Origin of the sequence: Arthrobacter sp. NPDC058130 (assembly GCF_042884475.1) — a bacterium.
Classification (GTDB): Bacteria; Actinomycetota; Actinomycetes; order Actinomycetales; family Micrococcaceae; genus Arthrobacter.
This window is the reverse complement of record NZ_JBHVTV010000008.1, coordinates 100738-122999: the sequence shown is the minus strand read 5'-3', so window position 1 is coordinate 122999 and position 22262 is coordinate 100738. Positions and strand designations below refer to the sequence as shown.

16 protein-coding genes are annotated in these 22262 nt (G+C 68.9%); 6 read left to right on the top strand and 10 right to left on the bottom strand.

Annotation, left to right across the window (positions count from 1 at the left end; all coding sequences use genetic code 11):
- The first annotated feature begins 1 nt into the window (after position 1).
- Positions 2 to 2815, top strand: coding sequence for a trypsin-like serine protease (locus ACFVTM_RS14655; protein WP_390204202.1), 2814 nt, complete (start codon positions 2 to 4; stop codon positions 2813 to 2815).
- 146 nt (positions 2816 to 2961) lie between these two features.
- On the opposite strand, the gene ACFVTM_RS14650 is transcribed toward ACFVTM_RS14655, so the two are convergent.
- Positions 2962 to 4170 carry a globin domain-containing protein gene (locus tag ACFVTM_RS14650; RefSeq protein WP_390204201.1) on the bottom strand — a complete coding sequence of 403 codons (1209 nt, stop codon included), beginning with the start codon at positions 4168 to 4170 and terminating at the stop codon, positions 2962 to 2964.
- 276 nt (positions 4171 to 4446) lie between these two features.
- Positions 4447 to 4863, bottom strand: coding sequence for a PaaI family thioesterase (locus tag ACFVTM_RS14645; RefSeq protein ID WP_390204200.1), 417 nt, complete (start codon positions 4861 to 4863; stop codon positions 4447 to 4449).
- Between the two features lie 164 nt (positions 4864 to 5027).
- Between ACFVTM_RS14645 and paaZ the strand changes: the two genes are divergently transcribed.
- A complete protein-coding gene (gene paaZ, locus ACFVTM_RS14640; RefSeq protein WP_390204199.1) occupies positions 5028 to 7130 on the top strand; it encodes a phenylacetic acid degradation bifunctional protein PaaZ in 2103 nt (700 codons plus the stop codon).
- A 198-nt stretch (positions 7131 to 7328) separates the two neighbouring features.
- Complete coding sequence (locus ACFVTM_RS14635) at positions 7329 to 7736, top strand: VOC family protein (protein ID WP_390204198.1); 408 nt, start codon at positions 7329 to 7331, stop codon at positions 7734 to 7736.
- Positions 7737 to 7865: 129 nt separating this feature from the next.
- On the opposite strand, the gene ACFVTM_RS14630 is transcribed toward ACFVTM_RS14635, so the two are convergent.
- The 4 genes from ACFVTM_RS14630 to ACFVTM_RS14615 all read right to left on the bottom strand — a co-directional run bounded on the left by ACFVTM_RS14630 (position 7866) and on the right by ACFVTM_RS14615 (position 11359).
- Entirely contained in the window at positions 7866 to 8777 is a 912-nt protein-coding gene (locus ACFVTM_RS14630) for a DUF427 domain-containing protein (protein ID WP_390204197.1), read from the bottom strand.
- Between the two features lie 75 nt (positions 8778 to 8852).
- Positions 8853 to 9458 carry a TetR/AcrR family transcriptional regulator gene (locus ACFVTM_RS14625; RefSeq protein ID WP_390204196.1) on the bottom strand — a complete coding sequence of 202 codons (606 nt, stop codon included), beginning with the start codon at positions 9456 to 9458 and terminating at the stop codon, positions 8853 to 8855.
- A 31-nt stretch (positions 9459 to 9489) separates the two neighbouring features.
- The gene (gene paaK, locus ACFVTM_RS14620) at positions 9490 to 10815 is read right to left on the bottom strand and encodes a phenylacetate--CoA ligase PaaK (protein ID WP_390204195.1); all 1326 of its coding nucleotides are present in this window, start codon (positions 10813 to 10815) and stop codon (positions 9490 to 9492) included.
- Between the two features lie 16 nt (positions 10816 to 10831).
- Positions 10832 to 11359 (bottom strand): hotdog fold thioesterase, encoded by a 528-nt coding sequence (locus ACFVTM_RS14615; RefSeq protein WP_390204194.1) that lies wholly within the window; start codon positions 11357 to 11359, stop codon positions 10832 to 10834.
- A gap of 91 nt (positions 11360 to 11450) precedes the next feature.
- Between ACFVTM_RS14615 and pta the strand changes: the two genes are divergently transcribed.
- From pta to ACFVTM_RS14600, 3 genes are read left to right on the top strand one after another with little or no spacing between them, the layout of a single operon-like run.
- Positions 11451 to 13565 (top strand): phosphate acetyltransferase, encoded by a 2115-nt coding sequence (gene pta, locus ACFVTM_RS14610; protein WP_390204193.1) that lies wholly within the window; start codon positions 11451 to 11453, stop codon positions 13563 to 13565.
- An 8-nt stretch (positions 13566 to 13573) separates the two neighbouring features.
- Positions 13574 to 14743 (top strand): acetate kinase, encoded by a 1170-nt coding sequence (locus tag ACFVTM_RS14605; RefSeq protein ID WP_390204192.1) that lies wholly within the window; start codon positions 13574 to 13576, stop codon positions 14741 to 14743.
- A gap of 60 nt (positions 14744 to 14803) precedes the next feature.
- Positions 14804 to 15355, top strand: a complete 552-nt coding sequence (locus ACFVTM_RS14600) for a GNAT family N-acetyltransferase (RefSeq protein WP_390204191.1) — start codon at positions 14804 to 14806, stop codon at positions 15353 to 15355.
- 31 nt (positions 15356 to 15386) lie between these two features.
- Here ACFVTM_RS14600 and ACFVTM_RS14595 read toward each other — a convergent pair whose 3' ends face one another.
- The 4 genes from ACFVTM_RS14595 to ACFVTM_RS14580 all read right to left on the bottom strand — a co-directional run bounded on the left by ACFVTM_RS14595 (position 15387) and on the right by ACFVTM_RS14580 (position 22259).
- Positions 15387 to 16013 carry a dihydrofolate reductase family protein gene (locus tag ACFVTM_RS14595; RefSeq protein WP_390204190.1) on the bottom strand — a complete coding sequence of 209 codons (627 nt, stop codon included), beginning with the start codon at positions 16011 to 16013 and terminating at the stop codon, positions 15387 to 15389.
- 329 nt (positions 16014 to 16342) lie between these two features.
- The gene (locus ACFVTM_RS14590; RefSeq protein WP_390204189.1) at positions 16343 to 18940 is read right to left on the bottom strand and encodes a hypothetical protein; all 2598 of its coding nucleotides are present in this window, start codon (positions 18938 to 18940) and stop codon (positions 16343 to 16345) included.
- 7 nt (positions 18941 to 18947) lie between these two features.
- The gene (locus tag ACFVTM_RS14585; protein WP_390204188.1) at positions 18948 to 19724 is read right to left on the bottom strand and encodes a peptidoglycan-binding protein; all 777 of its coding nucleotides are present in this window, start codon (positions 19722 to 19724) and stop codon (positions 18948 to 18950) included.
- Positions 19725 to 20042: 318 nt separating this feature from the next.
- Positions 20043 to 22259: a S9 family peptidase gene (locus ACFVTM_RS14580; protein ID WP_390204187.1), complete on the bottom strand. Its 2217-nt coding sequence runs from the start codon at positions 22257 to 22259 to the stop codon at positions 20043 to 20045.
- Positions 22260 to 22262 lie beyond the last annotated feature (3 nt).

Sequence of the window (22262 nt, the reverse complement as noted above, 5' to 3'; positions counted from 1 at the left end):
GGTGAAGACTCCGAAGTTCCAGCCGATGGTGCGGGCCGCCGCGGCCCTCGCGATTGCGCTTGCCGGTACGGTGTCCGCCGGCGCCTTGTCCGCCGTTCCGGCGCTGGCCGAAGCCGGCTCCGGAACGCCGGCCCCGGTTCCTTCCGGCTCGACGACGGCGGCGCCGGTCCCCACCGACTCTTCCGCTTCGTCCGCTGACTCTTCACCCGCTGAGTCTTCTGCGGCGCCCTCCAGCGCACCCATCAACGATGCCGGCCTCGCCGAGGCCGTGCAGCGCGACCTCGGCATGACCATGGCGGAATTCGACGCCGCCGGCGCACTGGCCCGGAGGGCCGCCGACGCCGCGCCCTCCCTGCGCGCCCTCCCCGGCTATGTGGGGATCAGGCTCGCCGGCGGCAAGATCGCGGTGGAAGGCAGCGGTCCTGAGCTCCTGGCCCGCGTGGCCGAGCTGAACGGGTCCGGCCCGGCCGATTTCGTGCTCGCCGCCCCTGCGGCCGCGGCTGTGGTCCCGTCGGCCGCGGAGCTCCTGGCTTCCAGCACGCAGCAGCTGTTCGAGGCCTACGTCCGCGAGGTCGGGGCCGCCGGGCTGCAGGCCGTCACGTACGCCAACGGCCACTTCGTCATCCGCACCGGCGGCACCAACACCGCGCAGTCTGTCCCGGCCCCTGTTCCGGCCGCCGGCGCGGAGCCCTCCGCCGGCACCGACGCCAGCCTGGCCGCTGAACCGGCGGCAGGGCACGGTGCGAAGGCGAAGATGTCCGCGGCGGACTTCGTGGCCCGCTACGCCAACGTGGCGCTGGAACAGGGATCGCGGATCGCCACGGAAGGGGACTTCTTTGGCGGCCAGGGCTACATCATTGACGGCCGCACGCTGTGCTCGGCCGGGTTCGGGGCGTTCGACCCGGCAGGTGAGCCGCTGGTCCTGACGGCAGGGCACTGTGCCGATGACGGTGCCGCGAAACAGGCCCGGATTGAAGACCCCGCCGGGGCGCCGGCGGCCAGTGGCGCCGGTTCAGGCACCCCGGGTTCGGGTGCGGCCGCCGGGATCCTGGGGACGTTCGGGTTCAGCCAGTTCGGCGGTCCGGACAACTCCACCGTGGCCCCGGACGGCACCAACGTCGGCACGGACATCGCCGTCCTCAAGGGCATCCGGAGCGGCGTGGATCTCCAGCCCGCCATCACGCGGTGGGACAACCCCGCCGACCCGGGGCCGACGTCGGTAAAAATCGTGGGAACCGTGGCCCCGTTCCAGGGCCAGCCCGTGTGCCGGTCCGGCCGGACCCTCGGCTGGTCGTGCGGGACCGTGGACTCGGTGGGAACGTGGGTCATCGCCGGACCGAACTCCCTGCCCCCGGACTACAACAACGACCTCCGGGCACTGAACGGCTTCGACTCCAGCACCGTCAAGTCCCGCCCCGGAGACTCCGGCGGGCCGTGGATCAGCGGGAACTTCGCGGTCGGCATGCACACCGGGGCCGAGAGCGAAGGTGGCGTGCAGACCCGGGCGATCGCGACCACGCTCGAGGACGCCATTGGACGGATTCCCGGCGGCGTCCAGCTGCAGCTGTTCCTGAACAAGCCGACGCTCACGAAAACCGCCAACGGAACTGTCACCGCTGGTGAGCCCATTACGGGGCACGTGGGTGCCGGTTCGGCCTCCGTGGTGGCTCCCAATTCCAAGGTCCGCATCACCGTCAAAAGCCAGAAATCGGGCCAGAAGGCCGCCCAGCCGGTGGATGTACCGGTCGACGCTTCGGGAAACTGGCAGATCCCCGCGCCGTCGTCGGCAGGGCATTACACATTCTCGGCTGAAACCGTGAACGGGTTCAGCCGTTCCGGGGCAGTCTCCCTGTCCGTCGACGTTTCCGTCCTCACCGCCCCGGCCATCACCTCTCCTGCGGACGGCCCGGCGCTCACCGCCGTCGACACGATCGAGGGCACCGGAGAAGCCGGCCGCACGGTGCGGCTCTCCGGCGACTTCACCGGCACGGGCACAATCGCTGCCGACGGACGGTGGAGCATCAACGTGGCCGACCAGCCGGTCTTCGGGAAAGTTTCGGTCACGGCGGTGCTCACGGCCGCCGGAGAGGCGGACAGCCCTGCGGTGACCCGCACGTTCTCCGTCATTCCGCCCGCTCCGGCGGTGTCGAGCCCGCGGGATGGCAAGCACCTGCGCCAGGACGCCCTGCCCGCCAGCATCACCGGCACAGCCGTTGACGGTGCCAAGCTGACCGTGGCCGTCGATGGTGCGGCTATTGGATCAGCGCAGGCCGGCTCCGGCGAGTCAGGGTTGGGGGCCGGGGCACGGGCCGCGCTTCAGCCTCGGATTCCACGGAACCTGTCCGGCGGCGCCCGGTGGAGTGTCCCGTTCCCCGCAGGATTGGCCACCGGGGCGCACACTCTGACGGTGACCCAAGCCATGGACGGTGTCGCCTCACTTCCGGCCACCGTGGCGTTCACCGTCGACGCGGCACCTGTCTCCGCGGGTACCCATGATGGGACCCCTAACGAGACCCCGGGCCAAGGGCCGGCACCGAGCCAGCCGACCCCCGGCCAGCCGACCGCACAGCAGCCGGGCGCACAGCAGCCGGGCGCGCAGCAGCCGGGACCCCCCGCCGCGCCGGCCGACCCGGCACAGGCTCCCGTCCCGCCGTCGGACGCTTCCGTGACAGTGGGCGGCCAATCGCCGGGCGATGCCGGCCAGCTGGCCAGCACAGGTGCTGCGGGGCTGTTGCCCGCTGCGGGCCTCGGCGCCGGAGCCCTGCTGCTCGGCGCGGCCTTCGTGGCCTTCGGGCGGCGCCGGGCGCGCCGCTAGCAGAGTCTCCGGCTCCCGGCCCCTGGTCACGCCTCCCGGCGTCCGGGCCCGAGCTCGCCGGAACACTGCGGGCTCGCCGTAAATTATCCGCGAGCCCGCAGCTTTCCGGCGAACTCGAGGGCGCCGGGCGGAACAGCGGGCCGCGGTTACTGAAAGTCAGCCAACCAGAGATCCGGGCCGAACACCTCGTATTGAATGTCCTTGACCGGTACGCCACCGGCGACCAAGGCGCTGCGAACCGACTTGAGGAACGGCAGGGGACCACAGAGGTAGTACTCGGCGTCGTCGGGGAGTTCCACGTTGCTGACGTCCATGAAACCGGAGAACGTGGCTCCGGACGCCCCGCCGGCCTCGGCGGGGGTCAGGAACCACGTCTTCAGTGTCCCGTCCGCCAGCCTCGCGAGATCCTCCGTGACCTGCGCGCGGAGCGGGAAGGATGCCTCGCTGTCATCGGCATGCAGGAGCATCACCTGGCGCTGGGAACCGGACTGCACGAGGTGGGAGAGCATCCCGGCCATGGGAGTGATGCCGATTCCGGCGCTGGCCATAACCAGGGGCCGGTCCGTGTACTCCAGCACCACATCGCCGAACGGTGCCGAGAGCACCACCTCGTCGCCCACTTGGACGTCGTTGTGGAGCAGCGTGGACATCTCGCCGTCGGGTTTCCCGAGGCCATGGACCCGCTTGACGGCGAACTGCCGGTGCTGCCCGTCGTCGGCCTTGGTCAGGCTGTATTGCCGCGGCTGATGCACGCCGTCGGGCATCGTCATCTTGATGGTGACGTACTGCCCCGGCAGGGACGGCTTGACGTCGCGCTCGTCGGTCCGCTCGACCACGAAGGAGACGACGTCGTCCGTCTCCTGGATCCGCTGCACCACCCTCCACGTGCGCCAGATGGTCTCGGGGGAGAGGTGCACGGCGTTGTACAGCCCCCGCTCCTTATTGATGAGCAGGTTTGCCATCAGCCAGTAGACCTCGTCCCAGGCGGCGGCGACCTCGGGAGTCACGGCTTCGCCCAGGACATCCACGATCGCCCACATGAGGTGGTCGTGGACAACCTGGTATTGGTCCGGACTCAGTCCCAGCGAGACGTGCTTGTGCGCCACCCGGGAGAGCAGATGGTCCGGCAACTGATCCGGTTTGTCCACGAGCATGGTGGCGAAGGCGGCGATGGATCCGGCGAGGGCCTGCTGCTGGCGGCCGTCCGCCTGGTTCCCACGGTTGAAGAGGCCATCCAGGAGATCCGGACGGGCCTCGAACATATGTTTGTAGAAACGCTGGGCGATCTCTTCGACGTGCTCGCCGACCACGGGAAGTGTTGCCTGGATGACGGGCAGTGATGTGTCCGAGAGCATGGTGGATTCCTTCCGGAGACCGGTCGCGCCCGGCGGTGTCGGGCGACTCAGCACTTCCAAGCTAACAGCCGGGGGAGCGGCCTATCCGGGTCGATCGGCTCTACATCGCTGCGGAAGATCGATGTACTGAATCCGGCCCGAGTTCGCCGGTACCCTGCGGGCTCGCCGTAAATTAGCCGCGAACCCGCAGCTTTCCGGCGAACTCGACGGTCCGGGCGGGATGCAGAGGGCAGACCTCGAGCGTTCGGGGCCCGGGCCGGCCGCCACTCTCGCGGGTCAGGCCTTGCGGTCGAGCAGGAGGTTGGTGATCCGCAGCGTGCAGAGCCGCTGGCCGGCCTCGTTGGTGATCAGCACCTCGTGCGTGGTCAGGGTGCCGCCCAGGTGGATGGGGGTCGCCGTGATGGTGATCAGCCCCTCGCGGGCCGACTTGTGGTGCGTGGCCGAGACGTCCACGCCCACCGCCGTCTTGCCCAGGGTGCTGGCGTGGATGACGGCCGCCCAGGAGCCCACGGCCTCGCCGACTGCCAGTGAGGCGCCGCCGTGCAGGAGCCCGAACGACTGCCGGTTCCCTTCCACCGGCATGGTCGCCACAACCCGGTCCACGGACTCCTCGAGGATCTTCACGCCCATTTTCTCGTCGAGTTCCCCGAGGGTGATCTTCCACGTCTCGGTGCTGCCGGTCTCGGGCGTCATCGTGTCTCCTTTGTTGCCGGCCGGCCGGGGGCCTGCCGGTCGGTGCCCCCGCTGCTAGTGTGCGGCAGGCCTCATTCATGTACTCTAGAACATATTACCGAACGGACGGTCAGTAATGTTCCGGCCGTGTTGATCTTGCCCCGCGATGGAAGGACCCGTCAACGATGACCACCACAGCCGTACCCACCATAGACACTGTAGAGATCGTCCCCAGCTTCATCCGGGGTTCCTGGTGGACTCCCGACGCCGCCACCGCCGCCGGTGCCGCGCCGGTCCTGGACGCCAGCACCGGCGAACTCCTGGCCAAGGTGAGCACCGAGGGACTGGACCTCGCCGGCGTCGTGGATTACGGCCGCACCACCGGCCAGGCGGGACTGGGCACCCTGACCTTCCACCAGCGGGCCCTCAAGCTCAAGGAACTCGCGCAGTACCTCAACGGCCGGCGCGAGGAGTTCTACGCGCTCTCCGCCCAGACCGGTGCCACCAAGATCGACTCGATGATCGACATCGACGGCGGCATCGGTGTCCTGTTCACCTTCGGCTCCAAGGGCCGCCGGGAACTGCCCAACGCCCAGGTCGTGGTGGATGGCCCCATGGAGGTGCTGTCCCGGGACGGGTCGTTCGCCGGCGAGCACATCTACACCCGCATTCCTGGCGTGGCCGTGCAGATCAACGCCTTCAACTTCCCGGTCTGGGGCATGCTGGAGAAGCTCGCCCCGGCCTTCCTCGCCGGCGTGCCCACCATCGTCAAACCGGCCACCCCCACCGGCTACGTGGCCGCCGCCGTGGTCAAGGCGATCGACGAATCCGGCGTCCTGCCCAAGGGTTCGCTGCAGCTGATCTCCGGCTCCGTCCGCACCCTGCTGGACCACCTGGACTACCGCGACCTCGTCGCCTTCACCGGCTCCGCCTCGACCGCCAACACGCTCAAGTCCCACGCCAACGTGGTCAAGGGCGGGGTCCGTTTCACCTCCGAGACCGACTCCCTCAACGCCGCGATCCTGGGCCCGGACGCCGTCAAGGGCACGCCGGAATTCGACGCCTTCATCAAGTCCCTCGTCACTGAGATGACCGCCAAGGCCGGCCAGAAATGCACCTCCATCCGCCGCGCGATCGTGCCGCAGGAACTCGTGTCCGACGTCGTCGCCGCCGTGGGGGACCGCGTCCGCGAACGCGTCGTGCTCGGCGACCCGCGCGCGGAGGGCGTCACGATGGGCGCCCTTGCCTCCCTCGAGCAGCTCGCCGACGTGCGCGCCGCCGTCCAGTCCATGCTCGACGCCGGCGGCGAACTGGCCTACGGCACGCTCGACGCGCCGAAGGTCACCAGCGCGGACGGCAGCGTCGGCGTCGTCGACGGCGGTGCCTTCATGTCCCCGGTCCTGCTGAGCTGGGCCAACCCGGAGGCCGAGGAGGTCCACTCGCTCGAGGCCTTCGGCCCCGTGTCCTCGGTGATCGGCTACACCGACCTGGCCGACGCCGTCCGCCTCGCCGCCCGCGGCGGCGGCTCGCTGGTCGCCTCGGTCTGCACGAACGATCCCGGGGTTGCCCGCGAACTCGTCACCGGAATTGCCGCCCACCACGGCCGCGTGCTCATGCTCAACCGGGAGGACGCCCGCAGCTCCACCGGCCACGGCTCCCCGGTCCCGCACCTGGTCCACGGCGGGCCCGGCCGCGCCGGCGGCGGCGAGGAACTCGGCGGCATCCGCTCGGTGATGCACCACATGCAGCGCACCGCCATCCAGGGCTCGCCCAACATGCTGACCGCCGTCACCGGGGTCTGGCACACCGGTGCGGACCGCAACTTCACGCTCGAGACCGAGGGCCAGCACCCGTTCCGGAAGTCCCTGGCCACGCTGCACATCGGCGACGCCATCCGCTCGGAACTGCGCGAAGTGAGCCTGGAGGAAATCACGAAGTTCGCGAACTCCACCGGCGACACCTTCTACGCCCACACCAACCAGGAGGCCGCCGAGGCCAACCCGTTCTTCCCGGGCATCGTGGCGCACGGCTACCTGCTGCTCAGCTGGGCCGCCGGCCTGTTCGTGGAGCCCGCCCCGGGCCCGGTCCTGGCCAACTACGGCCTGGAGAACCTGCGCTTCATCACCCCGGTGGCCGCCGGCGACTCCATCCGGGTCACGCTGACGGCCAAGAAGATCACCCCGCGCGAGACCGACGAGTATGGCGAGGTGGCCTGGGACGCCGTCTTGACCAACCAGAACGACGAAATCGTGGCCACGTACGACGTCCTGACCCTCGTCGAGAAGTAGCCGCCGCCTCCCGGCGCTCCCTCCCGACGCTCCCTCCCGTTGCGCTATCACGTATGGTTGCCAAAAGGCCGAAATGGCAGCCACAAGTGATAGCGCAACCAGGGGTGGGGCAGGGCGAGGATCCCCATTCGCGGGCGCAATTTGGAGGGTCTTTCCACCCCGCTCCGGCGTAAAATCTTGCTCGTAGGAGGTGGCGAAATGACCCTAGTACTCAACAAAGCCACAACGGTCCTGCCAGTCGATGATGCAGAACGCGCCCGGCGTTTCTATGCCGAGACGCTCGGTCTCCCGCACCGGGGAGTGGCAGAGGACGGAAGCGAATTGTTCGGTTCAGCGGGCGGCCCCATGCTGCAGCTGATGCCAGTCAAGGATGGAAAGCATTCAGAGCACACCACCCTGAGTTTCGAAGTCAGCGAGATCGAACGCACCGTCCAGGAGATGGAAGCCAAGGGCGTAATGTTCCAGGACTACGATCTCCCGGATCTCAAGACCGAGAACCACATTTGTACGACGGATTCCGAGAAGTGCGCCTGGTTCATGGACTCCGAGCACAACATCCTTTGCGTGCACGAGGACATCACCACGGCAGCTGATTACCAGCTCTGAACCTGGCCTGAGCGGTCCGGCATAAAAGAAGCGCCCCGGCGAGAGCCAGGGCGCTTCTTCTGTGCCCGAGCCTGCCGAGCGGGACCACATTGACGCCGACACTAGCCCGCGACGAGATGGCAGCCGCCGTCAAAGTGCCCCCGGACTGCCCGGACTGCCCGGACCCCCCGGACTCCCTGGACTGCCCGGACCGGAGGAACTGTCCCGGCGGGACCACGGCGACACCGGGCGGGGCTGCAGCACGCCGTCGACCTTCAGGTCCACGCGCTCATTGTAGAAACTGATGAGGCCGTGGATCTGGGCGGCGTCGCGGTACCGGCGGTCATAGCTCCACGCGATGTTCCGGCCCTCCGCCGACCCCGGGTAGCTCCAGTAGCTCGCCTGGCCCTTGTAGGGGCAGACGGTCCGCTTGGGGCTCTCGTCCATCAGATCCAGCCGCACGTCCGACGGCGGGATGTAGTACCGCACCGGAAGCAGGGTCTCGTAGAGGAACTGCGCGCCGGTCGTCCGGGCCAGCGACACGCCGTCGAGCGCCACCTCCACATCCAAGGACGACGCGCGGATATCGACGCGGTGGAACGGATCACGGGGGTGGCCGATGATCTCCTCATCGTCTTCAAGCCACTCGAAGGCGGAGAAATCCAGCACCACGTAGCCGGCCAGGTCAGGGTCCTCGGGCCGGAAGCCTGCCCGGGGGGCCGTTGCCGCCGCCGTCACGACGTCGAGTTCCTCGCCGGCGCAGGTGTGCTTGCCAAACTTCGTTCCGGGGTCGAGGGAGGTCCGTGCCTCGCCCTGCCGGAGGGCGAAGGCGTGCTCCTCCACCGCGGGCGCCGGGAGGGCCGGCGGGGCGAGTTCCGCCAGCAGTCCCTGTTCCGGCACGGCAAAGATGGGGGTGACCCGGTGCGGTTCCCAGACCAGCCAGGCCTGCGACGTGTCGACGACGGGGTTCCCGCCGAGGCTCGCGCGGATCCTTTTGGCAGTGGGTTCGTAGCGTAGTTGGGGGAAAGCGCCAATGAGCACCTTCGATAATCTGGTGGCCATCCTCACAGCGTGGACCCGGGGCGCCGCGTCGTCAACGGCGCCCTGTGCTGCGGCGGGCCGGGGTTAGGGCAGCGGTTAGCCGGGGACGTGGAGGCCGTGGAACGCCATGGTGATGACGTCGTCGGCCAGCTTCTCCGGGGAGAGCGAACCGCCGGGCTTGTACCATTCGACGATCGAGTTGATGGTGCCGAAAAGCAGTCGGGTGACCGTGCGGGGGTCGATGTCCTGGCGCAGCGAGCCCTCGTCCCGGGCCTTGGAGATCAGGGCGGCGACCTTGTGGTCGAAGGTGCGCCGGCGTTCCAGGGCGTTGCGCTCGATTTCGGTGTTGCCGCGCAGCCGCAGCAGCAGGGTGACGAACGGCAGGCGTTCCACCAAGACCGAGATGGTCTGGCGCACCACGAATTCCAGCCGGGCATCGGCCGATCCTGTCTGCGCCTCGGGCTGGTCCAGGATGGCCTCAAGGCCGCCGAGGGCGTGGTCCAGGGCGAGCTTGAGCAGATCGCCCTTGGACGGCACGTGGTGGTAGATCGCGGACTTGGAGATGCCCAGGTTCTCGGCGAGGATTCCCATCGAGGTGGCGTCATAGCCGTGGCGGTTGAAGACGTCGACGGCGATCAGCAGGACCGATTGCTGGTCATAGCCGGGACGGCCGCGCTTGGTGGTGGGTGCTGTGGTGGGCATACTCGCTAGTTTCTCATGAACGGTCGGTCACTCAGCCTTTGGGGCGCATGTCGTAGATCCGGCGCAGCTTGCCGTTCGAGCGCTCCAGGGAGCCGGGCTCGACGACGTCGACGGCGCAGGAGGAGCCGACGTGGATCTTGATCTGCTGCTGCAGGACCTTGGCCGCGGCCGCGGCGCCCTCGACCGTGACGGCGTCGCGGCGCTCGATCTTGACGGTCATCTGGTCCATCCGATGGCCCTCGGGCCGGGTAAGTTCCAGCTGGAAGTGCGGGCTGAGCTCGGGGATGCGCAGGGCGATTTCCTCGATCTGCGACGGGAAGAGGTTCACGCCGCGCAGGATGATCATGTCGTCGCTGCGGCCGGTGATGCGGCCCATGCGGCGGTGCGCCGGGCGCGCCGTGCCCGGCAGCAAGCGGGTGAGGTCCTTGGTGCGGTACCGGATGATCGGCAGCGCCTCCTTGGTCAGGGAGGTGAAGACGAGCTCGCCCGGTTCGCCGTCGCCCAACACCACGGAGGGGTCGAAGGCATCGATGATCTCGGGCCGGAAGTGGTCCTCCCAGATGTGGCTGCCGTCCTGCGTTTCCACGGCTTCGCCGGCGACGCCCGGGCCCATGACCTCGGAGAGGCCATAGATGTCGCAGGCTTTGAGGTTCATGGTGGTCTCGAGCTCGTGCCGCATTTCCTCGGTCCACGGCTCGGCGCCCAGGACCGCGTACTTCAGCGACGTGGAGGCCGGGTCGATGCCCTGCTTGATCATTGCGTCGGCGATGGTCAGCAGGTAGGTCGGGGTGGCCAGGATGGCGTCGGGCTTGAAGTCCTGGATGAGGGTGATCTGGCGTTCGGTCTGGCCGCCGGAGATCGGGATGACGGTGCAGCCGAGGGCCTCTGCGCCGGCGTGGGCGCCCATGCCGCCGGTGAACAGGCCGTAGCCGTAGGCGTTGTGGACCTTCATGCCCGGCCGGACGCCGGAGGCGCGCAGCGAGCGGGCCACCAGCTTGGCCCAGTCGGCGAGGTCCTTCTTCGTGTAGCCCACCACTGTGGCGCGGCCCGTAGTGCCGGAGCTCGCGTGGATCCGGGCAACCTCGTGCTGCGGCACGGCAAACATGCCGAAGGGGTACTCGAGCCGGAGGTCCTCCTTGGTGGTGAAGGGGAACTTGCCGAGGTCGGAGAGCTCACGCAGGTCCGTCGGGTGGACGCCGGCATCGTCGAACTTGCGCTTGTACAGGGGAACACGGTCGTAGGCGTAGGCCACGGTGTGCTGCAGGCGGCTGAGCTGAAGCGCCTCGAGTTCGTCGCGCGAGATGGTCTCCTCGCGGTCCAGGACAGCATCAGTGGTGGCGGCAGTTTCTTGGATCATCTGTGGTTCCCTGCTTCTATTTCTTGGAGATGGTGCGGCTGCGGCCGCGGAACTCGGCGATGAGTTCGCCCCGGGCGATATCCGTGGGGAGCTGGCCCGGAAGGGTGGCTGCGGGGGCCGCGCCGGCCGGTGCCGCGGGTGTGGACGCGCCGGGGTCGGCGGCATAGATCTGGATGTCGTACAGACCGCTGCGCCCGGTGCTGGCGCGGCGGTTCGCGACGGCGGTCAGCACTTGCCCGCGGAAGGCGGGCTTCAGGAAGTTGATGTCGACGCCGGCGGCAACGGTGATGGTGTCTGTGTTCATCCCGGCTGCGCCGGGCTGCGGATTGGCCGGGTTGCAGGCCAGGGCGAAGGCGGTGTCGCCGAAGGCGAAGATCATTCCGCCGTGGGCCATGCCGAAGCCGTTGAGCATTTCCTGCCGGAGCGTCATGCGGATCGTGGCATGCCCGTCGTCCAGCGCCAGGACTTCGATGCCCATCCATTCCGAGGCGTAGTCGTCTTTCAGGATGGGGTGCGTGCCCCCGGAAACCGTCAGTTCAGCCATGCGTCGTTGCCTCCAGCTTTATTTACCGAATGTTCATTAGGTAATCCCATTCGGGTGCCCGCTGTCAAGGGGTGTAAGTATGCTGGGACACATGGCCAAAGGAATCTACGTCAGCGCGACCACCCCGGGCTCCGGCAAGTCCCTCATAGCGCTGGGCCTGGCGGACACCCTGCACCGGCACGCGGACCGCATCGGCTTTTTCAAGCCCGTGGTTCATGGCAACGACGCCGCGGCGGACCCCATGGTGGCCCTGATGAAGGCCAGGTTCGATCTCGATGACCAGCGCTGCCGCGGCGGCCTGACGTTCGCCGAGGTCCGGGCGCTGCTGGCCGAGGGGAACAGGGCGGAGATCGATTCCCGGTGCGTGGAGATCTTTGCCGAGATGTCCCGCCACTGCGACGTGGTAATCGTGGAGGGAACGGACCTCACCGGCCAGGACGCCGCCGTCGAATTCGACCTCAACGCACGCCTCGCGAACAACCTGGCGGCCCCCATCGTGGCCGTGGTGGGCGCCAAGGGTCTCACAGTCGCGGAGGCGGCCGACGCCGTCGAGGTTGCCCGCAAGGAACTGGCGGCTGAACGCTGCAGCCTCCTGGCGATCATGGTGAACCGTGCCGACCCGGAGACCGTGGACGGGATCGCCGCCGCCATGAAGCCCGGCGCGTCCGGCCGCCCCGTGTACGTCTTCCCCGAGCTGGAGGACATCGCCCGGCCCACCACCGGCGAGGTCGCCACGGCCCTGGGGATCCGCCAGGTTGCCGGCCGGCCGGACATGGAACGCGACGTGCACGCTATCAAGGTGGCGGCCATGAACGTGGCCAACTTCCTGCATGTGCTCGACGACGGCGCCCTGGTGATCGTCCCGGGCGACCGGGCGGACGTGATGGTCGCCTGCCTCGCGTCCTCGTTCTCGCCGGAGTTCCCGGTGCCGTCGGCGCTGATCCTCACCGGCGGCCTGGCCCCGGACCCCAACATTTACTCGTTGCTGGCGCAGGCGCCGTTCCCCGTGTTCGCGGCCCAGGACGACACCTACACCACCGCCAAACGGGTGTCCGAGGTCCGCAGCGAGATCTGGTCGGGGCACCGCCGCAAGGTGGCCTCGGCCGTGGGACTGTGGGCGAAACGCGTGGACGAGGCCGAGCTGGTGGAGCGGCTGCACCTGCCCCGGCTGGAGCGGATGACGCCGCTGCGGTTCCTGCATGACCTCATTGAGCGGGCCCGGCTGCAGCGCCGGCACATCGTGCTGCCCGAGGGGAACGATGTGCGGATCCTGCGGGCCGCCGAAATCCTGCACCGGCGGGACGTCTGCGACCTCACGATCCTGGGCAACGAGTCGGCGGTCCGTGAGCTGGCGTCCACCCAGGGCATCGACCTCTCGGGCATGAGCATCGTGGACCCCGCGACGTCGGAGCTGCGCCAGCAGTTTGCCCAGAAGTACGCGGAGCTGCGGGCGCACAAGGGCGTGGACCTGGCCCGGGCGTTGGAAGTCATGCTCGATGGCAGCTACTTCGGCACCATGATGGTGCAGCTGGGCGTCGTGGACGGCATGGTGTCCGGGGCAGCGCACACGACCGCACACACGATCCGGCCGGCGCTGGAGTTCGTCAAGACCCGGGACGGCGTGAAAATCGTATCCTCGGTGTTCCTGATGCTGATGCCGGACCGGGTGCTGGTCTACGGCGACTGCGCGGTCAACCCGGACCCGAACGCCGAGCAACTCGCGGATATCGCGCTGGCCTCTGCGGAGACGGCCAACCAGTTCGGCGTGGAGCCGCGGGTCGCCATGCTGTCCTATTCCACCGGCGGCTCCGGCACCGGTGAGGCGGTGGACAAAGTCCGGCAGGCCACCGAAGTCGTGAAGACGCGCCGGCCGGACCTCGCCGTCGAAGGCCCCATCCAGTACGACGCCGCCGTGGACGCCGCGATCGCCCAGTCCAAGATGCCCGGCTCGTCCGTGGCCGGGCAGGCGACCGTGTTCATTTTCCCGGACCTGAACACCGGCAACAACACCTACAAGGCGGTCCAGCAGTCCTCGGGTGCTGTCGCCGTCGGGCCGGTGCTGCAGGGCCTGCGCAAGCCGGTCAACGACCTCTCGCGCGGCTGCACGGTGGAGGACATCGTCAACACCGTGGCCATCACGGCCATCCAGGCCCAGTCGGCCGAGGACCAGCCCGCATCCGAACAGCCCGTCGAAGCTAAGGCTTAGGAGGCCCCATGCTCGTGCTCGTCATTAACTCCGGCTCGTCCTCGCTCAAGTACCAGGTGCGCGACGTGGAGGCCGGCAGCGTGCTCACCGAAGGCCTGGTCGAAAAGATCGGCATGGGGACCGGCGGCGAGGGCGACGGCCAGCCCGAGGGCCCGCGCGACCACGCCGAGGCGCTGGAGCAGGTGGACGCGGCCATCCACGCAGCTTTGGGGGACCGCGTGCTCGATGCCGTGGGCCACCGGGTGGTGCACGGCGGGGAGCGCTTCGCCGAGCCGGTGCTGGTCAACAACGAGATCACCCGGGCCATTGAACGGCTGAACCCGCTCGCGCCGCTGCACAACCCCGCCAACGTCCTGGGCATCCGCGCGATCGCCAGGAAGTGGCCCGAGCTGCCGCAGGTAGCCGTGTTCGACACCGCGTTCCACCGCACCCTGCCCGAGCACGCCTGGCGTTATGCGGTGCCGGAGGAGCTCTACACGAACCACGGGATCCGCAGGTACGGGTTCCACGGCACCTCGCACGAATACGTTTCGCACCGGGCGGCCGCGCTGCTGGATGTTCCGGTGGAGGAGTTCGACGCCGTCATCGCCCACCTTGGGAACGGCGCCTCGGTCACGGCGATCCGCGGCGGCCAGTCGATCGACACCTCCATGGGGTTCACCCCCCTTGAGGGGCTCGTCATGGGCACCCGTTCCGGCGACCTGGATCCGTCCATCCTGGTGTTCCTGGGCCGGACCGGCTGGTCTCCCGAGGACCTGGACTCGATGCTGAACCGGCAGTCCGGGCTCAAGGGCCTGGCCGGGAACAATGACATGCGCTCGGTGGTGGAGGCTGCGGAGGCCGGTGACGCCAAGGCGGCGATGGCCCTGGCGGTCGCGTCCTACCGGCTCGCGAAGTACATCGGCGGCTACCACGTGGCCGTGGGCGGCGCGAAGGCCCTCGTGTTCACGGCCGGAATCGGCGAGAACTCGCACCAGTTCCGCGCCCTGGTGGCGCAGCGGCTCGGTGCCCTCGGCGTGGAGCTCGACGCCGGGCTGAACCGGGAACGGTCCAAGGAGCCCCGGGTCATTTCCACCCCGACTTCGGCCCTGCCTGTCCTGGTGGTACCCACCGACGAGGAGCAGGCGATCGCCGAGGCGACGGCCGCCGTCGTCGCCCGTGCATCGGTTGCTCCGTAGGTGCCCTTTTGGCGGCTCAAAACGGCAGTTACGGAGCAACCGATGGGTAGCGTAGGAGGCATGACCGAACTGAACTTGCCCATCCGCACCGAGCGGCTTGTGCTGCGGCGCTTTGAAGCCTCCGACCTCGAGGCCTTCCATGCCTACCATTCGCTGCCCGAGACCGCCCGGTTCCTGCCTGGGGAGGCGAAGAGCTACACCAAGTCCATGGAAACCGTGGGACGGTACGCCAATTTCGAGTTCGAGAAGGAGGGCGATTGGGTGGCCCTGGCCATCGAGGCCGCGGACTCGCCCGGGCTGCTCGGCGAGGTGGTATTGAAGTGGCTGGAGGGGCGCGGGCAGGCCGAGATCGGCTGGAGCCTGGCCCCGGCCGCCCGCGGAAAAGGGTACGCGGCGGAGGCTGCCGTTGCGATGCTCAGGCTCGGTTTTGAGGACCTGGGCTTCCACCGCATCGACGCCAAGCTCGATGCCCTGAACACGGCCTCGGCGGCGCTTTGTGAGCGGCTCGGCATGCGCCTGGAATCACGGCAGGTGGACAAGTGGCACTACAAGGGCGAATGGGCCACGGAAGTGGTGTACGCCCTGCTCGCGGACGAATGGAAGGCCCGGTAGCCGGCCGCTCCGGCCTGGGGCGTCGACAGACTTAGCCGCGGGAGGAACCCGGGTCATAGGTCCCGTACGTCGGAAGCCCCGCCGACTCGTAGACAAGAATTGCGAGTCCGCCCGGCGTCATCTCATTGCGGACCAGGCGCAGGCCTGCCGGGGCGCCGCCTGCCGGAAACAGCCGCCTGCCGTTGCCCACCACCACCGGGGCGATCACCAGCCGCAGTTCGTCGATCAGCCCCGTGCCCAGAAGCGACTGGGCCAGCCGGGCACTCCCATGGATCTGCAGCTCCCTGCCGGGTTGCCGCTTCAGCTCAGCGACCTGTGCGGGGACGTCCCCGGACAGGATCGTCGTCGGTGCCCAACCGGCCTCCGCCAGGCTGTGCGAGGCCACGTACTTCGGCAAACCATTCATCTTTTCAGAGAACGGATCATCGGGGTCCGTGATCTTCGGCCAGTCCCTCGCAAAATTGACGTAGGTCCGGCGGCCGAACAGCAGCGCATCCGCCGCACCGAGCCAGGCCGCCGCCCGCTGGATGAAATCCTCGTCCAGATAGGGGACGAACCAGCCTCCTTGTGAGAAGCCGTCGCTGGTGTCCTCCTCGGGCGATCCGGGACCCTGCGCCACGCCGTCCAATGTGAGGAACTCTGTCAGCGTCAGTCTCATCGTGTTGCCTCTCCATGTTTGGGGGCCGGTCCCCAATAACCTGGCCCGGCATGCGCTTGGAATCACGGCAGGCCAAAAGTGGCACCACGAAGGGCGTATGGGCCACGGAAACGGTGTACACCATTCCCGCGTGTGAACGGAAGGCCCGCTGAACGGGGCCACGACCCAGAGCGGCGCGAAGCACCGATATGACGGGAGCGCCGATATGACGGGTGCACCGATATGACGGGAGCACCGATCTGCCGGGAGCACCGATATGACACAGATGGCCGGAATGAGGTATTTATTCCGGCCATCTGTGTCCAATCGGGTGCCCTTGCGGTCCGGCGTTAAGGTGCCGGCGGGGTGGTTGCTGCGGGAACCGGTGTGGCCGTCCCCGCGGCCGGTGCCGAGGAGCCGGGTTGCGTCGGTTGCTGCTCCGCCGGCGCCGTGGGCTGCTCGGCTGGCACGGTGGACCCCGAACCGGCACCGGTGCCGGGAGCGGACGCCGGACCGCCGGCCGGGGCGGTCGGCCCAGCGCCGCCGGTGGGCACAGCGCCGCGGGACGACCTCGTGGTCCCGGTAGTCCCAGCGCCGCCGGCTCCCGGCGACGGCGCCGTCGTGCCGCCGGCTCCCGGCGACGACGCGCCCGGTGTGGCGCCAGGCGTTGCACCCGGCGTCGTGCCCGTGCCGGAGGACCCGGCCGGGGTGGCGCTGGGATCGGCCTTGATGACCGCCATGATCTGTTCCTTGTACGCGCTGAGCCGGGCCTGGATCTCCGAGAGCGGCCGGTTCCGCAGGTCCTTGCCGTAGGCGGCGATCTCCTGCCACAGCGCGTTGAGCCTGGCCGTGCCGTGGTTGCTCAGGGGCCCGTCCAAGGTCAGGACCAGCTGGCTCGCCAGGGCGTAGGTCAGGCACCGGACGCAGTTGTAGTTGGCCGACGCGGAGAGGTTTTCCGGGACGATCACATCTGCCTGGCCCACGATCAGGACCACCTGGAAGCCCACCGCCACGGCGGCGCAGTCCGCGCAGCTGGCGAAGGCGTAGGCCTCGTTTCGGGTGTCCACGGTCCCGCCGTCGTCGGCCCAGACCAGGGCGAAGGCGACGTCGTACACCACGGAACCGTCGGTGGTGTTGACCGCGAGGGACTGGTTGCCGTCGTCCTCGGGAGCGGCCGGCTTGTCGAACGGGAAGACCCAGGAAGGGGCAGCCGGCGCCGCGGCGCCGGCCGTGGCGGTGCCGGACGTGCCGCCTTCCCGGGGCACCAGGACCATGCTCAGCTGCGGGTCCTCGCGTGTGGGTTTCCGGGCGCCCTCGGGCCACAGGGCAACGGTCCGTCCCTGCTGGCCCTCTGCCATCCGGGCCGTGGACGCGGCCGGGAAGAGCACCGTGGTGGCGTCGGCCAGGGTGCCGCGCTCGTAGGACTGGACCGGGCGGTAGGTGTCCGCGCCGGGCCACCAGGCCCAGGCGAGACCGGCCGCGACAACCCCGATGGCAACGACCGCGGTTGCTCGCTGCCAGGCCTTGCCGCGGGTCTTTCGCCACAGCCCCGTGACCAGCTGCCGGACCAGGCGCAGCAGAATGTAGAAGATGCCCAGCAGGGGCAGGGCCAGGCAGGCGATCGCGAGCACCCGGACTGCGGCGTCGGCGAAGTCCCCGCTGCCGATGCTGTGGGAGAGCATGGCCTGCTGCTTCAGGCCGTTGTCCCAGGCGGTGCCCAGCACGCGCGGCAGGGTCAGCACCATGGTGGCCATGCTGAAGATGAGCAGCGGCACCGTGACCAGCACCCAGACGGTGACCACGGCCCGCGCCCACGGCTTCAGGAGCCTGGCTTCGGGAGCCGTCGCACGCCAGGGCACCAGGGCCAGGAGGGTGGGTTTGATGCGCTGGAACAGGTCCGGGACGCCGGTGGCGTCGGCCAGGATGTGATAGCCGTCAAAACGGACCAGCGGCATCAACTGCCGGACCATCTGCAGGATCTGGGTCACCACCACCAGCAGCAGCGCGTCGAAGCCGGTGGCCCACCAGAGGCCCATAATCGCGACGGCCACGATCGCGTTGAAGTACAGTCCGCCAAGGTCGGTACGCAGGCGGCCGCCCCGCCCCAGCCGGTAGGAATCGGTGACGTCGGTGTAGAAGGCCGGCCACATCAGGTACAGGCCCGTGCCCATGGCACCGGGTGTGGCCCCGCCGCGGCGGGCGGCGGCGGCGTGGCCGAACTCATGGAACCCGGCCGAGAGCACCGTGGCCACCAGGATTAGAAGCACCAGTCCGGGATTGGCGAACGCTTCATGCGTGGCGGAGGCCAGCCCCTTGACCATCAGCACCCACCAGCACGCGGCCAGAAACGCGGCGGTCACGGCCACCACAATGACGGGGTTGAACAGCGTGGCGAACGGCGCCGTGAGCTTCCGCGTGCGGTCCGGATCGGTCACCGAGTAGCGGAAGCGCATGCCCAGCAGCGGGTTCGATTTCTTCACCGCCGGCTCGGAGCCGTCCGCCAGCCGGAGCAGGCCCAGGGGGAGGAGCTGGGAGGTGATCAGTGTCCGGACGTTCCCGGCGCTGACCAGCCGTCCGAAGCTGTTGCTGGCGTGCCCGGCGATTTCTTCGGGACCGCGCTGGCCGTCGATCGCCTCAAGCACCAGGTACAGCAGCCGGGTGAGCTGGATGGTCTGGCCGTCGGCGCGGCGCACCAGGGACGGCGGCTCCTTGTAGCCGGATCCCTTCGCCTCGCCGATCAGCTGGATGCCGGCGGCCCGCACCGGAACCTGCTGCTCACTGACGGCAACGTTCGACGCCGGGCCGGCAGCTTCGGCAGCGCCGGCGACGGTGGCACCGGCGTTGCTGCCGGAGCCGACTCCTGAGCCGGGCCCGCTGGCGGCGGTGTCGGCGGCGGCCGGGACCGGAGGGCCGTCCTGCCCGGACGGCCCTCCGTGCGCGCTGTTCATCTGGGTTCTACTGCTTCAGGTCGGACTGCTGGTCAGCCGAAGCCGTGGCGTCGCCATGGATGTCCTGGTTGATGATGGCATCCTGCTGGGCGACGGCGAACGCGTTGCTGTCGATGGAGCCGATGTTGGCGCCGACGGCAGCGTCGATCGGGGCAGCCACGTTGGCGTTGGCGGCCACCGCACCGTTGATGGGCGCCGCGATGCCCGCGTTGGCGTCCAGGTTCACGTCGACGTTGAGCAGGTTGCCGTTCAGGGCGCCGGCGCCGGCGGCGGCTCCGGCCGCATCCGTGGGCAGCGCCCCGCCCAGGTCCGGGGCCGTGCCATCGGGCAGGATGCCGCCGTCGTTGGTGGTGCCGGAATCCGCGGCCGTACCCGCGGCGGGCACTGCACCGGGCCCTGCTGCCGACGCTGCGTCCGGCCCTGCGGCAGGACCTGTTGCGGTCCCGGCATCCGTCCCGGTGCCCTGATCAATGACGCTGTCCTGGGTGGAATCTGCTGTGGCATCGCCAGTGACGCCCTGGTTGATGATGGTTCCCTGGTCGGCCAGTGCCTGTGATTCGGACCCGAGGGAGAGAACGTTGGCCGACGCAGCGGCGTCAATCGGGGCGGCGACGTTGGCGTTGGCCGCGATGCCAAGGTCGATCGGCGCGGCGGCGCTGATCCCCAGGTTCAGGTCGGCGTTCAGGTCCAGGACGGAGGCCACCTCCTTGTCCGGAAGGGCCGTGCCGCCCTGTGCCATCAGCTCATCATCAGTCAACGGGGTCAGTCCGTGCTCAGCGCTCATAACAAACTCCATCTCCGGCACCCTGTGCCTGGTCAAGACTCTCGGACGCCCCGCCCCCAGCGGGCGGGTTCTACGTCGAAGTGCCCATCATGCCAGTAAATAGTAAGCATGGTGACCAATTTGGCGGTAGCGTGCTCCCGGATGGTCCCGGAGACACCGCCGCGCCGTGTGCGGCCCCTCCCGCGTCGAAGCCCCGTCCCCACCGATTCGCCGGAAATGGCCGCCAAGAGGGGTCTCATGGCGGCCATCCCTGTCGAAGGGGTGAGGCGAACGGGCGAACGGGCGAGCCCCAGGCGCGACCGGGCGCGCCGCCACAGGCTATTTCAGCCCGGCTCCGGGCAGCGGTTCGGTGGCGCCGAGGGAATCGGCGACGAACGCGTAGTCCCAGGCCCGTTCGCGCCACTGTACGTACCGGCCCGACGCGCCGCCGTGGCCGCCCTCCATCTCGATCTTCAGGACAATCGGGTCGCTGCCCGTGTTTACCTCGCGCAGCCGCTGCACCCATTTGGCGGGCTCCACGTAGAGCACCCGGGTGTCGTTGAAGCTGGTGACCGCGGCGATCTTCGGATAGGCCACGGCGCGGACGTTTTCGTACGGCGTGTACGACTTCATGTACGCGTAGACCTCAGGGTCCGTGATCGGGTTGCCCCACTCCTCCCACTCCAGCGCGGAGAGCGGCAGTTCGGGGTCCAGGATGGTGGTCAGCGCGTCCACGAACGGAACGGCCGCAACGATCGCCGCGTACTTTTCCGGTGCCAGGTTGGCCACCGCGCCCATCAGCAGGCCGCCGGCTGAGCCGCCCATGGCCGCGATCCGGTCAGGGTCCACCCAGCCGGATCCGGCGAGCCAGTCCGTGGCCGCGATGAAGTCGGTGAACGTGTTCTTTTTGTGCAGCTTCTTGCCGTCGTCGTACCAGTGCCGGCCCAGCTCGCCGCCGCCGCGGATGTGGGCGATCACGAACACGATGCCGCGGTCCAGCAGGGACAGCCGGGGGATGCCGAAGCCCGGATCCATGCTCATCTCGTAGGAGCCGTAACCGTACACCAGGCCGGCCGCCGTCGAATCCTGCCGGACGGAGGCATGACGCAGGACCGAGAGCGGAATCCGGGTCCCGTCGGAGGCCACGGCCCACTCCCGGGTGGCGACGTAGTCCGACGGCGAGTAGCCGCCCAGCACCGGGCTCTCCTTGCGCAGCAGGAGCTCACCACCCGGTTGCTCCGGAGTGGGCAGCACGAAGTCGTAGACCCGGGACGGGGTGAAGTAGGAGGTGTAGCCCATCCGGATCACGGGCGCCTCATAGTCCGAGCCCGCAACGCCGGCCGTGTACAGCTCCTCGTCGAACGCAGGTTCCACGGCCGCGCCCTGCTCCGGGGTGCCCAGGCCGGCCAGGGGCAGGACCTGGACGCGTTCGATCGTGTCCTTGCGGATGGAGACCACCGCATGGGTCGAGGTGACCCCGGCACCGTTGACCCGGACCTGGTCGGAATGCGCGACGACGGTGTCCCAGCGCTGCTCGGCGAGCGGCTTGTCGAGCTCGGCCGGGTCCACGAGCGAGACCATGGAATTGATGGCGTCCTTGTTGTGGGTCAGCAGTATCCGCTCCCGGCCCTGGCCCGCGGCGTCGGCCAGCAGGAACGGTTCGGCCTCGTAGAGGACGCGCTCGTCGCGGGAGATCACGGTGCGCAGGGCGGCGTCGGGGTCATCGAAGCGCAGCAGGCGGGTTTCGCTGAACTCGGAGCAGCCGATGCTGAGCACAAGGTGCCGCCGGTCGGCCGCGAGCTCGAAGCCGAGCCACATGGCGACGTCGTCCTCCTGGTAGATGACCGTGTCCTCGCTGACGGGTGTGCCCAGCACATGGGCCTTCACCTGGTACGGGCGCCAGGAATCGTCCACCACTGTGTAGAAGATCCGGCTGCCGTCGGGGGAGAAGGAGATGCCGTAGAAGACGTTCTCGATCACGTCCGGCAGCAGCTCGCCGGTGCGCAGGTCCTTGATGCGCAGCGTGAAGCGCTCGTCGCCGGCGTTGTCCACGGCGTAGGCGTAGAGCGTGCCGTCGATCGTGGTGGCGGCCCCGCCCACGGCGAAGAACGGCTTGCCCTCGGCCTCGAGGTTGCCATCGAGCAGGACTTCCTCGCCGGGGATGACGACGCCGGCCTCGACGGCCGGGGGAGTCCAGTCCGCGACGCGGTCCCCGGTTTCCTGGCCGCGCACGCGGCAGTGGATGCCGTACTCCTTGCCCTCGACCGAGCGGGTGTAGTACCACCAGCCGTCCTTGCGATTCGGGACGGAGAGGTCTGTCTCCTGGGTGCGGCCCTTGATTTCCTGGAAGATGGACTCGCGCAGCGGTTCCTGGTGCGCGGTCACGGACTCCTGGTAGGCGTTCTCGGCCTTGAGCAGGTCCACGACGTCCGCGGATTCCTTGTCCCGCAGCCATTCGTAGTTGTCCTCGAACGCGTCGCCGTGGTGGGTGCGCACCGAGGGAACCTTCCGGGCGACAGGGGGCTGCGGGGAGGGCTGCGAGGGAGTCTGGGTCATGGA

Excerpts from the sequence above, each read along its gene's own strand:
- ACFVTM_RS14650 (WP_390204201.1), bottom strand. The coding sequence starts at position 4,170 with ATGCTCTCGGACACATCACTGCCCGTCATCCAGGCAACACTTCCCGTG.
- ACFVTM_RS14645 (WP_390204200.1), bottom strand. The coding sequence starts at position 4,863 with ATGACGCCCGAGACCGGCAGCACCGAGACGTGGAAGATCACCCTCGGG.
- paaZ (WP_390204199.1), top strand. The coding sequence starts at position 5,028 with ATGACCACCACAGCCGTACCCACCATAGACACTGTAGAGATCGTCCCC.
- ACFVTM_RS14635 (WP_390204198.1), top strand. The coding sequence starts at position 7,329 with ATGACCCTAGTACTCAACAAAGCCACAACGGTCCTGCCAGTCGATGAT.
- ACFVTM_RS14630 (WP_390204197.1), bottom strand. The coding sequence starts at position 8,777 with ATGGCCACCAGATTATCGAAGGTGCTCATTGGCGCTTTCCCCCAACTA.
- ACFVTM_RS14625 (WP_390204196.1), bottom strand. The coding sequence starts at position 9,458 with ATGCCCACCACAGCACCCACCACCAAGCGCGGCCGTCCCGGCTATGAC.
- paaK (WP_390204195.1), bottom strand. The coding sequence starts at position 10,815 with ATGATCCAAGAAACTGCCGCCACCACTGATGCTGTCCTGGACCGCGAG.
- ACFVTM_RS14615 (WP_390204194.1), bottom strand. The coding sequence starts at position 11,359 with ATGGCTGAACTGACGGTTTCCGGGGGCACGCACCCCATCCTGAAAGAC.
- pta (WP_390204193.1), top strand. The coding sequence starts at position 11,451 with ATGGCCAAAGGAATCTACGTCAGCGCGACCACCCCGGGCTCCGGCAAG.
- ACFVTM_RS14605 (WP_390204192.1), top strand. The coding sequence starts at position 13,574 with ATGCTCGTGCTCGTCATTAACTCCGGCTCGTCCTCGCTCAAGTACCAG.
- ACFVTM_RS14600 (WP_390204191.1), top strand. The coding sequence starts at position 14,804 with ATGACCGAACTGAACTTGCCCATCCGCACCGAGCGGCTTGTGCTGCGG.
- ACFVTM_RS14595 (WP_390204190.1), bottom strand. The coding sequence starts at position 16,013 with ATGAGACTGACGCTGACAGAGTTCCTCACATTGGACGGCGTGGCGCAG.
- ACFVTM_RS14590 (WP_390204189.1), bottom strand. The coding sequence starts at position 18,940 with ATGAACAGCGCGCACGGAGGGCCGTCCGGGCAGGACGGCCCTCCGGTC.
- ACFVTM_RS14585 (WP_390204188.1), bottom strand. The coding sequence starts at position 19,724 with ATGAGCGCTGAGCACGGACTGACCCCGTTGACTGATGATGAGCTGATG.
- ACFVTM_RS14580 (WP_390204187.1), bottom strand. The coding sequence starts at position 22,259 with ATGACCCAGACTCCCTCGCAGCCCTCCCCGCAGCCCCCTGTCGCCCGG.